At 44.6% G+C, this 13,355-nt stretch carries 10 protein-coding genes; all 10 read left to right on the forward strand.

From position 1 onward, the window contains the following. Positions 1-89 precede the first annotated feature (89 nt). The 10 genes from GQ367_RS00480 (at position 90) to mlaE (ending at position 13,355) form a co-directional block, all read left to right on the forward strand. Positions 90-689 carry a hypothetical protein gene (locus tag GQ367_RS00480; protein ID WP_215290602.1) on the forward strand — a complete coding sequence of 200 codons (600 nt, stop codon included), beginning with the start codon at positions 90-92 and terminating at the stop codon, positions 687-689. Next, positions 689-1,771 carry a type II and III secretion system protein gene (locus GQ367_RS00485; protein WP_251370169.1) on the forward strand — a complete coding sequence of 361 codons (1,083 nt, stop codon included), beginning with the start codon at positions 689-691 and terminating at the stop codon, positions 1,769-1,771. The genes GQ367_RS00480 and GQ367_RS00485 overlap by 1 nt, the downstream gene beginning before the upstream one ends. 10 nt (positions 1,772-1,781) lie before the next feature. After that, on the forward strand, positions 1,782-2,306 hold the full coding sequence (locus GQ367_RS00490) for a shikimate kinase (protein WP_215290603.1): 525 nt from the start codon (positions 1,782-1,784) through the stop codon (positions 2,304-2,306). Continuing rightward, positions 2,303-3,385, forward strand: coding sequence for a 3-dehydroquinate synthase (aroB, locus tag GQ367_RS00495; RefSeq protein WP_215290604.1), 1,083 nt, complete (start codon positions 2,303-2,305; stop codon positions 3,383-3,385). The genes GQ367_RS00490 and aroB overlap by 4 nt, the downstream gene beginning before the upstream one ends. Before the next feature lie 23 nt (positions 3,386-3,408). After that, a complete protein-coding gene (locus GQ367_RS00500) occupies positions 3,409-4,518 on the forward strand; it encodes a deoxyguanosinetriphosphate triphosphohydrolase (protein WP_215290605.1) in 1,110 nt (369 codons plus the stop codon). Then, complete coding sequence (locus GQ367_RS00505; RefSeq protein ID WP_215290606.1) at positions 4,519-5,205, forward strand: transposase; 687 nt, start codon at positions 4,519-4,521, stop codon at positions 5,203-5,205. It begins immediately after the preceding gene. Between the two features lie 235 nt (positions 5,206-5,440). Continuing rightward, a complete protein-coding gene (locus GQ367_RS00510; protein WP_371818538.1) occupies positions 5,441-10,189 on the forward strand; it encodes a glutamate synthase-related protein in 4,749 nt (1,582 codons plus the stop codon). A gap of 29 nt (positions 10,190-10,218) precedes the next feature. Then, positions 10,219-11,682, forward strand: coding sequence for a glutamate synthase subunit beta (locus GQ367_RS00515; RefSeq protein ID WP_215290608.1), 1,464 nt, complete (start codon positions 10,219-10,221; stop codon positions 11,680-11,682). Positions 11,683-11,754: 72 nt separating this feature from the next. Then, on the forward strand, positions 11,755-12,570 hold the full coding sequence (locus GQ367_RS00520; RefSeq protein WP_215290609.1) for an ABC transporter ATP-binding protein: 816 nt from the start codon (positions 11,755-11,757) through the stop codon (positions 12,568-12,570). Continuing rightward, entirely contained in the window at positions 12,567-13,355 is a 789-nt protein-coding gene (gene mlaE / locus GQ367_RS00525) for a lipid asymmetry maintenance ABC transporter permease subunit MlaE (RefSeq protein WP_089515028.1), read from the forward strand. Before GQ367_RS00520 ends, mlaE begins: the two co-directional genes overlap by 4 nt.

The following is a 13,355-nucleotide window of genomic DNA, read 5'->3' on the forward strand; positions in this document are numbered from 1 at the left end:
TATAGAGATAGCTTGAAAAGAGGGGTATGAAAAAAAATCAGGGAAACCCTGACAAAAATTTCAGAATTTTCTGACAAGAAATCAGCATTTTGCTGATTTATGAAGATGAAGCCAGTCTAGATAATCCTTTGATGATCAAACGCAACTTCACTTCAGACTCTTATGACCAAGCTTTTTCTGAGCAAGGGATAAAAACACCAGTTTTTCATCAAGAGCTCATTAAAAAATTGACCGGCGAGAAAATCCAAATTTTTTGCTCAAAACATGGCTTATTAATACTCAGCTTTATCAATCTTATTGGGATCCTTGGGTTGCTAATTTTTATGATGAGCCAATTGCATGATTTTCATCAGCGCATGGATGACGAGCGCAGCAAATTTTCGAGATTGGAAAGTCTGGTCAAGGAACTTGGGAGTCATCCACAGAAAGCCAAGCGCCATGAATTGTCTCCTCAAGATACTCAGCCTGAGCCAGAGCCGGACTTAATGAGCGCTGACTTGAACATCAGATATTTGGGCTTGATGCATGCGGGTCACTCATTCAAAGCCCTGATGGAGATTGATGACGTCACAAGCTTTTATGGCAAGGGGCAAATGATCAATGGTCGTTGGTTGATTAAATCTTTTGATCAGTCCCAAATGGTTTTGGAATCAATCAAGGGTCAGCAAGTGACCATTCTTTTGGAGTAATGACGATGAATAAAAGAAGGTTATGGCTCAAGTTGTCTCTGATGATGTTGATGATTCGATCATCGAATGCGTGCGCCCAAGATGGGTTTGGCGAGAAAACGATCACCCTTAAATTTTCATCCATAGATCTTCGACAACTCTTGCAAATGTTGGCAGATATGCGAGGTTTGAATTTGATGATGAGCGATAAGGTTTCTGGCAAAACCAGTATCAATATGAGAAATGCATCATGGCAAACAACCTTTGATTCAGTTTTGGCCAGCAAATCTCTTGGCTCGCGTTTTGATAAAGATGTTTTATGGGTGGCACCCTATGAAGAGCTCGCCTTGTTTCATCAAAGACAAAAAGACCGTGAGCAGCAGCATCAAATGGGGCAGATGGGAGAGCTGCGTCAAATCATGATTGAGGCAAGGATTGTTGAGGCCGAGAGAAGGTTTGCGCAAAACTTGGGGGCAAAGTTGGCTTATCAACAACAGCCTAATTTAAAAACGGCTCATCATCTCGGCGCTTCTGGTCTGAATGGGTTTGAACCTGGAACTGCGGCTATCACCCTATTGGGCAAGCAGGCAACCCAAGCTTTGAATATGGAACTTTCAGCCCTAGAGTCGAATGGCTTAGGGAATATTGTGTCGAATCCAAGAGTGTTGGCCGCTGAGAATACTCAGGCCCTGATTGAACAAGGCACCGAGTTGCCTTATCAGTCATCAGCAGGTCAGGGCGCCACAAAAGTTCAGTTCAGGAAAGCCAATCTTCGTTTGGAGGTTAAACCGCGGATTCAGAAAAATCAGATGATTGTTTTAGATGTGGACATCAATAAAGACAGTGTCGGATTAAAAACCGAGCAAGGGTTTGCCATTGATACCAAGCATGTCAAAACACAGGTTTTGGTTGAAAGCGGTGGAACGGTGATTTTGGGAGGTATTTTTCAAGAAACAGAAAGAAAAGATGATGCCAAGGTCCCATTCTTGGGCTCAATTCCATTGATTGGCTTTCTTTTCAGGCAGGAGTCGAAGTTCAAGGACAAAACAGAATTATTAATTTTTTTAACACCAACCTTGGTTTCTGGTCAAAAGCCTCAGTAGAATCTCATGTATGAACAGTTTTCCAGAAAATATCTTTTTAGTTGGGGTGATGGGCGCCGGTAAAACCACCGTTGGCCGTCTCTTGGCTAAAAAATTAGGAAGACGATTTGTGGATTCGGATCATGAGATTGAAGCGCGTTGTGGCGTTCGCATCCCAACCATTTTTGAAATGGAGGGTGAAGAGGGATTTCGCAAGCGTGAGGCTCAGGTCATTGATGAATTAACCCAAGAAAAGAATTTGGTTTTGGCTACGGGTGGTGGTGCTGTTTTATTGCCTGAAAATCGTCAACATCTTCATGAAAGGGGTGTGGTTGTGTATTTGCGCGCAACACCTCATGAGCTTTGGTTAAGAACTCGCAATGACAAGGGCAGACCATTGCTCAATAATGATGACCCTAGAGGTACCCTTGAAAAGCTTTTCGCGATTCGTGATCCCTTATACAGAGAAACCGCCCATCATGTGATTGATACTGGCAAGCCCAGCGTCACTCAGTTGGTGAACACACTAATGATGCAATTCGAATTATCAACATGAATACTCTTCAATTAGATTTAGGTCAGCGCAGTTATCCGATTCATATTGGACCTGGCTTACTTGATCAAGCAGACTTATATAAAAAACACATCAAGGGTACTTTCACAGCGGTGGTCACCAATGAAACGGTTGCTCCTTTGTATGCCGATAAGGTGGTTAAAACCCTAGAGGGCATTGGTCAAAAAGTGAAGCTGATTGTTTTGCCTGATGGTGAAGTATTTAAAACATGGGAAGTGTTGCAAAAGATTTTTGATGGCTTGTTAGAGAATTCTGCTGATCGAAAAACCACGCTGCTTGCATTGGGTGGTGGTGTGATTGGTGATATGACAGGCTTTGCTGCTGCATGCTATATGCGTGGCATCAAATTCATTCAAGTTCCAACCACCTTGTTATCTCAAGTAGATTCATCAGTGGGTGGTAAGACAGGCATCAACCATCCTTTGGGTAAAAACATGGTGGGTGCTTTTCATCAGCCGCAAGCTGTGATCGCTGATCTAGATACTTTAAAGACCTTGCCGCCTGAAGAATTGGCAGCGGGTTTGGCTGAAGTGATCAAGCATGGCGCCATTGCTGATCATGAATTTTTATCTTGGATTGAGAAAAATCAAGACGCACTGAATAACTGTGATCCGGCTGCCATGGAATACGCTGTGCGCCGTTCATGTGAAATCAAATCTGAAGTGGTGGCTCAAGATGAAAAAGAAGGTGGTATTCGTGCGATCTTGAATTTTGGTCACACCTTTGGTCATGCGATTGAAGCGGGCATGGGTTACGGTGCTTGGTTGCATGGTCAAGCCGTTGGTTGTGGCATGGTCATGGCTGCTGATTTATCAGTTCGAGTAGGTTTGCTATCTGAAGCCGAAGCATCACGCTTAAAGAAGATCATCGAAGCGCTTCGTTTGCCGACTCAACCTCCTAAATTAGGGGTTGATCGTTTCATGGAATTAATGAGTGTTGATAAAAAAGCAGAAGGTGGCGAGGTTCGTTACATTTTGCTCAATGGTTTGGGGCAGGCAAAAATCCAAAAAGTGGATGATGATCTTGTGATTCAAACGCTGATCGCCAACGGGGTAGCTTGATGAGCTTGCTTGAGTGAGTTGTGATGAGCTTAGCTAGTTATGCAGCAAACCCGGCATTATCTTTAGGACGCTTGCATCCTGAGCCAGAGGAGCCAACCCAATCTGGCCGAAATGCATTTCAACGAGACCGAGACAGAATCATTCATTCAACCGCCTTTCGCCGGCTTGAATACAAAACTCAAGTTTTTTTAAATCATGAAGGCGATCACTTCAGAAATCGCTTGACCCATAGTTTGGAAGTTGCGCAGATTGGTCGTTCGGTGGCCAGGCGCTTAAATCTCAACGAAGACTTGGTAGAAGCTATTTCTTTGGCTCATGATTTAGGTCACACGCCTTTTGGTCATGCGGGACAAGATGCGCTCAACGAGTGCATGAAAGAATATGGCGGCTTTGAACACAATTTACAAAGTTTATGGGTCGTTGATTTTTTAGAAGAGCGCTACGCAAGGTGGGATGGCTTAAATCTTTCTTTTGAAACTCGTGAAGGCATTCTGAAACATTGCTCCAGAAAAAATGCTGAAAAATTAGGCCCTTTGGGACAGAGATTTTTAAAAGGACATCAACCGAGTTTAGAAGCGCAGTTGGCTAATTTTGCTGATGAAATCGCTTATAACAATCACGATATCGACGATGGTATTCGCTCGGGTTTATTAAATATTCAGCAACTGTCTGAAGTTGCCTTGTGGCAAGAGCAGTATGATCGGGTGAAACATTCATTCCCTGATTTGAGCGGGCGCCGCTTGGTCTATGAAGTGATTCGACACATCATTCATGTGCTCGTTGATGATTTGGTCAAAGAAACACAACGCCGACTTGAGGAGTTCTCGCCAAGCACCATTGACGATGTGCGTCATGGTTCACCGATAGTTGGCTTTTCCGCAAGCATGCGTGAACAAGCCAGTGCGATGAAAAAGTTCCTTTTTAAAAACTTGTATCGTCATCCACGAGTTCAATCTGTCACAAGTGAAGCGGCCAACATGGTTAAAGTGTTATTTGCACACTACCAAGAATCCCCGCAAGACTTACCTGATGGATTCAGATCTGAAGATGAGTTGCAACGACGCATATCGCATTACATTGCTGGCATGACAGATCGTTTTGCCAATAAAGAATTTCATAAGTTGACTGCTTAAATGGCCAGACTTCAAAGAGTAGTTCTTCCTGGTTATCCGCTTCACATCATGGTCAGGGGGCACAACTCCAAAGATATTTTTATTTCTGATGAAGATAAAAAATCTTATCTTGAGTGGCTCAAAGATGCTGCACGAGAATATGAGCTCGCCATTCATGCTTTTGGATTGATGCCCAATCATGTGCATATTTTGGCGACACCAAAAACCGTCTTAAGTGCCTCTAAAGTGATGCAATCGATTGGGCGTCGCTACGCACAATTGTTTAATCAAACACATGCTTCAAGTGGCACTGTGTGGGAAGGCAGATTCAAATCCTGCTTGATTGACCCTGATGCTTACTTTTTATTGGTTCAAAAATACATCGAACAAAATCCAGTGAGAACTGGCTTGGTTCAAAAACCTGAAGAATGGCCTTGGTCCAGTTATCGACATCATGCAGGCGCTGAAACAATCCCTTGGATTGCGGACCATCCATCCTATTGGGCGATCGCCAACACCCCTTTTGAGCGGCAAATGGCTTGGCAAAGATCAGTATTGGAGCCATTAAGTCCTGGTGAAGTTGAAAAAGTAAGTAAACACTTAAGCTATGGCTGGCCAATGGCAAGCGAAGACTTTCTAAAGCAATTAGCTCTCAAAACATCCAGGCCGCTTCAGCCTCGACTTGCTGGCAGACCTAAAAAGTCTTAAAAAGCCTGAAAAGAAACAAGTTTTGCCATAATTTGGTGCATAAATCTCTTCATTTCAAATGACTATGTCCCCAATTTATTGATTCAAATATTTGGCCGTTAAATAATTAGTGACAGACACCAATTATTTTTATTGCTTGCCCACGGGTAATCCCCTATAGTTGTCAAAAACCCTGTTTCGCCGGGGACAAAGTCTTTTAAAAAGACGCCCATTGTTATTTATCAAGGAATTATCTGTGACTACTACTCCTTCATTGCGCCCTGAAGCGCAAGGTCTTTATGACCCAGTCAATGAACACGACGCATGCGGCGTTGGCTTCGTTGCTCACATCAAAGGCCACAAGAGCCATGACATCGTTTCTCAAGGTTTAAAGATTCTTGAGAACATTGATCACCGTGGTGCGGTAGGTGCAGATCCGTTGATGGGTGACGGTGCTGGTATCTTGATTCAAATTCCAGATCAGTTCTACAGAGAAGAAATGGCCAAGCAAGGCGTGAATTTACCGCCAGCAGGTGAGTACGGCGTTGGTATGGTGTTCATGCCAAAAGAAAGTGCTTCACGTTTAGCTTGTGAGCAAGAATTAGAAAGAACAGTTCGCATTGAAGGTCAAGTGGTCCTAGGTTGGAGAGATGTACCAGTTGATGCAACGATGCCAATGTCACCAACTGTTAGAAAAACAGAGCCAGTGATCCGCCAAATTTTCATTGGCCGCGGTCGCGACATCATGACAACTGATGCTCTAGAGCGTAAGTTGTATGTGATCAGAAAGACAGGCAGTCACGCAATTCAAGCATTACAACTACAGCATGGCAAAGAGTACTTTGTGACTTCTATGTCAGCCAGAACAGTGGTTTACAAAGGCCTTCTTTTGGCAAACCAAGTAGGTGCTTATTACGAAGATTTAAAAGATTCAAGAGTAGTGTCAGCGTTGGCCTTGGTGCATCAGCGCTTCTCAACCAATACATTCCCAGCATGGGAGTTGGCTCACCCATACCGCATGATTGCTCATAACGGAGAAATCAACACAGTTAAGGGTAACGTTAACTGGATCAACGCAAGAACAGGCGCCATCAGTTCACCAGTGCTTGGCGATGACTTACAAAAATTATGGCCTTTGATTTATCCAGGTCAATCAGACACAGCCAGTTTTGATAACTGTTTAGAGTTATTGGTGATGGCTGGATACCCAATGTCACACGCCATGATGATGATGATTCCTGAAGCATGGGAACAACACACATTGATGGACGAGAATCGTCGTGCTTTCTATGAATACCACGCAGCGATGATGGAGCCATGGGATGGTCCTGCAGCGATCGCCTTCACAGATGGTCGTCAGATTGGTGCAACTTTAGACCGTAATGGTCTACGTCCAGCACGTTATTACGTGACTGATGATGACTTGGTCATCATGGCTTCAGAGGCAGGTGTATTGACCTTCCCAGAAAACAAAATTGTTAAGAAGTGGCGTTTGCAACCAGGCAAGATGTTCTTGATTGACATGGAGCAAGGTCGCATCATTGATGACGTTGAGTTAAAAGATGCTTTAGCAAAAGCCAAGCCATACAAGAGCTGGATTGAAGCAGTTCGTATCAAGCTTGATGAAATCGACGTGACATCGGAAGATGTTAAAGAGGATGCACAGAATATTCGTCCTGCAGCCAGCTTGCTAGATCGTCAACAAGCATTTGGTTACACACAAGAAGATTTGAAGTTCTTGATGGCGCCGATGGCTTCAAACGGTGAAGAAGCGATTGGTTCAATGGGTAATGACAGCCCATTGGCAGTTCTATCAAATAAGAACAAACCTTTGTACAACTACTTTAAGCAGTTGTTTGCTCAGGTAACAAACCCACCAATCGATCCTATTCGTGAAAACATGGTGATGTCTTTGGTTTCATTCGTAGGACCAAAGCCAAACTTGTTGGATACCAATAACATCAATCCACCGATGCGCTTGGAAGTGTCACAACCAATTTTGGATTTTGATGACATCGCTAAAGTTCGTCACATTGAACACTACACAGGCGGTAAGTTCCGCTCATACGAGTTAGACATTTGCTATCCATCAGCATGGGGCAAAGACGGTGTAGAGGCACGCCTTGCATCACTCTGTGCTGAAGCAGTAGATGCAGTTCATTCTGGTTACAACATTTTGATCATCAGCGATCGTCAAGTGGCTGCTGATCACGTCGCTATCCCGGCGCTATTGGCAACATCAGCCATTCATCAACATTTGGTTGATAAAGGCTTGCGTACAAGCACTGGTTTGGTTGTTGAAACAGGCAGTGCGCGCGAGACACATCACTTTGCATTGTTAGCAGGTTACGGAGCTGAAGCAGTTCATCCGTACTTGGCAATGGAAACTTTGGTTGATATGGCCAAAGGTTTGAAGGGTGATCTATCTGCTGAGAAAGTTGTTAAGAACTTCACCAAAGCTGTTGGTAAGGGCTTGCAAAAAGTGATGTCTAAGATGGGTATCTCAACATACATGTCTTACACCGGCGCACAGATTTTTGAAGCCATCGGTTTGAACAAAGAGTTGATCGATAAATACTTCAAAGGTACTGCATCGAATGTTGGTGGTATTGGTATTTTCGAAGTGGCTGAAGAAGCATTGAAGATGCACAGCTTGGCATTTGGTAATGATCCAACATTGACCAATATGTTGGATGCTGGTGGTGAGTACGCTTTCCGTGTTCGTGGTGAAGATCACATGTGGACACCAGACTCAATTGCTAAGTTGCAACACTCAACACGTCAGGGCCCGGAAAAAGGTGGCTACCAAACGTATAAAGAGTACGCCAACATCATCAATGATCAAACCAAGCGTCATATGACTTTGCGTGGTTTGTTTGAGTTTAAGATTGATCCTAATAAAGCAATTCCATTAGATGAAGTTGAGTCAGCAAAAGAAATCGTGAAGCGTTTCGCAACAGGTGCGATGTCTTTAGGTTCTATTTCTACAGAAGCTCACGCAACTTTAGCAATCGCGATGAACCGCATCGGTGGTAAATCAAATACTGGTGAAGGCGGTGAAGATAACAAGCGTTATCGCAATGAACTCAAAGGTATTGCCATCAAGAATGGTGAAACTTTGGCCAGCATCCTTGGTGATGATGTGATCGAAGCAAACATCCCATTGAGTGAAGGCGATTCATTGCGTTCTAAGATCAAGCAAGTTGCTTCAGGTCGTTTTGGTGTGACTGCTGAGTATTTAACTTCTGCTGATCAAATTCAGATCAAGATGGCTCAGGGTGCTAAGCCTGGTGAAGGTGGTCAGCTTCCTGGTAGCAAGGTGTCAGATTACATCGGTAAATTGCGTTATTCAGTACCGGGCGTTGGTTTGATTTCTCCTCCTCCGCACCATGACATTTACTCAATTGAAGATTTGGCTCAATTGATCCATGATTTGAAAAACGTTAACAGCAAAGCCGATATCTCAGTGAAGTTGGTTTCTGAGGTGGGTGTTGGTACTGTTGCTGCTGGTGTTGCCAAGGCAAAAGCAGATCACGTTGTGATCGCTGGCCACGATGGTGGTACAGGCGCATCACCGTTGTCATCGATCAAGCATGCTGGTAGCCCATGGGAATTGGGTCTTGCTGAAACACAGCAAACATTGGTATTGAATGGTTTGCGCAGCCGTATTCGTGTTCAAGCAGACGGACAAATGAAGACTGGTCGTGACGTGGTGATTGGTGCTCTATTGGGCGCTGATGAATTTGGTTTTGCTACTGCACCATTAGTGGTTGAAGGTTGCATCATGATGCGCAAGTGTCATTTGAATACTTGTCCAGTGGGCGTTGCAACACAAGATCCTGAATTGCGTAAGAAGTTTTCAGGCAAGCCAGAACACGTTGTGAATTTCTTCTTCTTCATCGCTGAAGAAGCTCGCGAAATCATGGCGCAATTAGGCATCCGCAAATTTGACGATTTAATCGGTCATACAGAGCTCTTGGATACGAAGAAGAGCATTGAGCACTGGAAAGCTCGTGGTTTAGATTTCTCAAAGATCTTCCAAGCTCCAAATGTTCCAGCAAGCGTGCCTAAGTTCCAAGTTGAAACTCAAGACCATGGTTTAAGCACAGCCTTGGATCATGCTTTGATTGAAAAATCAAAAGCTGCTTTAGAAAAAGGTGAGCGAGTTTCATTCATTCAACCAATCAAGAACGTGAACCGCACAGCTGGTGCGATGTTGTCTGGTGAAGTGGCCAAACGTTATGGTCACGAAGGTTTGCCTGAAGACACGATTCATATTCAATTGAACGGCACGGCTGGTCAAAGTTTTGCTGCCTTCTTGGCGCATGGCGTGACGATGGATTTGGTCGGTGACGGTAATGACTACGTGGGCAAAGGTTTGTCAGGTGGTCGAGTGATTGTTCGTGCACCACATGAGTTCCGTGGCGACACATCGCAAAACATCATTGTTGGTAACACAGTGCTTTACGGAGCAATTGGTGGTGAAGCTTTCTTCAACGGTGTTGCTGGTGAGCGTTTTGCAGTTCGTAACTCAGGCGCAATTGCAGTGGTTGAAGGTACAGGCGATCACGGTTGTGAATACATGACCGGCGGTACGGTTGTGGCTCTGGGTTTAACAGGCCGTAACTTTGCTGCAGGTATGAGCGGCGGTATTGCTTATGTTTACGATGAAGATGGTTTGTTTGCTAAACGCTGCAACACCAGCATGGCAACACTTGAGCCAGTTCTAAGTTCAGCAGAGCAAGAAGCCAAGATGCCTAAGCCAGAATGGCACGCTCCAGTGAATGTGAAGGAAGGTGGCGAGCGTTTAACAGACGAAGTCATTTTGAAGAATTTGATTGAGCGCCATTTCAAACACACAGGTTCAGAACGTGCAAAAGCAATTTTGGCTGATTGGGACAAGTCACGTGCGCGTTTCTTAAAAGTATTCCCGACTGAATATAAGCGAGCTTTGGGTGAACTTTGGGAGAAATCTCAAGGCAACAAACAAACCGCTTCTGTTTAAGTAATGAATCAAGAGATAAAGGAATAAAGATGGGTAAGGTCACTGGATTTATGGAATTTGAGCGCCTCAGCGAGCATTATGAGGAGCCACAAAAACGCGTGAAGCATTACAAAGAATTTGTGATGACTTTGTCTGATGATGAGGCAAAAACTCAGGGTGCACGTTGCATGGATTGCGGCATTCCGTTTTGCAATAACGGTTGCCCAGTCAATAACATCATCCCTGACTTCAATGATTTGGTGTATCAACAGGATTGGAAGAATGCGATTGATGTTTTGCATTCAACCAATAATTTCCCTGAGTTCACCGGTCGTATTTGTCCAGCACCTTGTGAAGCTGCTTGCACATTGGGTATTCATGAAGAGCCAGTGGGCATCAAATCAATTGAGCACGCCATCATTGATAAAGCATGGGCCAATGATTGGGTGAAGCCTCAGATTGCCAAACAAAAAACAGGCAAGAAAGTAGCCATCGTTGGATCAGGTCCTGCGGGCATGGCCGCAGCACAGCAATTGGCTCGTGTGGGACATGATGTCACGCTTTATGAAAAGAACGATCGCGTGGGTGGTTTGTTGCGTTATGGCATTCCTGACTTCAAGATGGAAAAAACCTTGATTGATCGTCGTGTCGAGCAGATGAAGGCCGAAGGCGTGAAATTTGAGACAGGTACTTTTGTTGGTAAAGATACTTTGGGTAAAGAAGTTAAGAATTACTCCAAGAAGGTGGTTTCTCCAGAGCAGTTACAAAAAGACTTTGACGCTGTGGTGATCACTGGTGGTGCTGAGCAACCACGTGATTTGCCTGTTCCTGGTCGTGAGCTATCAGGCATTCATTACGCATTAGAGTTTTTGATTCCTCAGAACAAAGAAGTTGCTGGAGATAACAAAAATGAAATCCGTGCAGACGGCAAGCATGTGATCGTGATTGGTGGTGGTGACACTGGTTCAGACTGTGTGGGTACATCGAATCGTCATGGCGCAGCTTCAATCTCACAATTTGAATTATTGCCTCAGCCACCTGAGCAAGAAAATAAACCATTGGTTTGGCCTTATTGGCCAACCAAGTTACGCACATCTTCATCGCACGATGAAGGCTGTGATCGTGATTGGTCAGTGGCTACCAAGCGTTTTGAAGGTAAAAACGGCAAGGTTGAAAAGTTGATCGGTGTGCGTCTTGAATGGAAAGACGGCAAGATGCAGGAGATTGCTGGCAGCGAATTTGAAATGAAAGCAGATTTGGTGTTTTTAGCTATGGGCTTTGTGTCACCAGCTCAGCAAGTATTGGATGCATTTGGTGTTGAAAAAGATCCTCGCGGTAATGCTAAAGCCAGTACCGAAGGTGAAAAGGCTTACTACACTAATGTGCCTAAGATTTTTGCTGCAGGCGACATGCGTCGCGGTCAATCTTTGGTAGTGTGGGCTATTCGTGAAGGTCGTCAATGTGCGCGAGCTGTTGACGAGTTTTTGATGGGTAGCAGCGTTTTGCCACGTTAATTGATTAAACATCATCAGCTATTGATACACTGCCATCATGATTTCAATAAAAAACATGGTGGCAGTCTGTAAATGACAAATCCCACTGAATCAATTGTTTCACTAAAAGGCGTCGACTTTTCTTATGCGCCTGGGGAAAGAAACATTCTTTCTGGCCTCAACATGGAGTTCCCGCGCGGCAAAGTGATTGCTGTGATGGGTGGTTCTGGTTGCGGTAAAACCACGGTCTTGCGTTTGATTGGTGGACAAGTCACAGCGCAACAAGGTGAAGTTTTGTTTGAAGGTCAAAACGTTGGCTTGATGAACACCCAGCAATTGATGGCTGCACGTCGTCGCATGGGCATGCTGTTTCAGTTTGGTGCTTTATTCACTGACATGAGTGTTTTTGAAAACGTCGCCTTCCCATTGCGCGAACATACCAAATTAAGTGAAGCAACTTTGCGTGATTTGGTGCTGATGAAACTCAATGCTGTTGGTTTGCGCGGAGCGCGTGATTTAATGCCTTCACAAATTTCAGGTGGTATGGCTAGACGCGTGGCTCTTGCGAGAGCCATTGCGCTGGATCCTCCATTGATCATGTACGACGAGCCATTCGCTGGCTTGGATCCGATTTCTTTGGGCATCACTGCTCGCTTGATTAAAAATATGAATCAGGCTTTGGGTGCCACCAGCATTTTGGTGACCCACGATATTCCGGAAACATTTGAAATTGCAGATTATGTTTATTTCATTGCAAACGGAACGATTGCTGCTGAAGGCACTCCAGATGATTTGAAACTATCAACAGATCCATTTGTGAAGCAGTTTGTTTCTGCTGATCCTGATGGTCCTGTGCCATTCCATTACCCTGGAAAAACATTGGCTGAAGATTTTGGAGCTCAGTCATGAACAGTGTTTTAAATACATTAGGTAATTTGGGTGCCTTTGTTCGAGAGCATCTAGTGGGGCTCGGTTATGCCTCAAGGATGTTTGTCACCATCATGCGACGCTCTGCCTTCTTGCTGAAGCGTCCTCGCTTGGTCACTGATCAAGTACATTTTGTTGGCAATTATTCTTTTGTGATCATTGCTGTATCAGGATTATTTGTTGGTTTTGTTTTGGGCTTGCAAGGTTATTACACCTTGAATCGTTATGGTTCTGAGCAGGCCCTTGGTTTATTGGTGGCTTTGTCATTGGTTCGTGAATTGGGCCCAGTGGTCACCGCGCTTTTATTTGCTGGCCGTGCTGGAACATCGTTGACCGCTGAAATTGGACTTATGAAAGCAGGCGAACAATTAAGCGCCATGGAAATGATGGCCGTGGATCCTTTGACGCGAGTGATTGCTCCAAGATTGTGGGCTGGCATCATCGCCATGCCAATCCTGGCTGCCATTTTCAGTGCGGTGGGCATCATGGGTGGATATTTGGTGGGTGTACCATTGATCGGTGTGGACGACGGTGCGTTTTGGGCACAAATGCAAGCTGGTGTTGATGTCGTTAAAGACATTGGTAATGGTGTGATCAAGAGCATGGTGTTTGGCGTTGCTGTTACTTTTATTGCTTTGTATCAAGGTCATGAAGCTAAGCCAACACCAGAGGGTGTTGCAAGAGCAACCACTCGAACAGTGGTGATTGCTTCCTTAGCAGTATTGGCGCTGGATTTCCTTTTAACTGCAGTGATGTTCTCAAGCTGA

It is taken from the genome of Polynucleobacter sp. MWH-CaK5 (genome assembly GCF_018687615.1).
GTDB lineage: Bacteria > Pseudomonadota > Gammaproteobacteria > Burkholderiales > Burkholderiaceae > Polynucleobacter.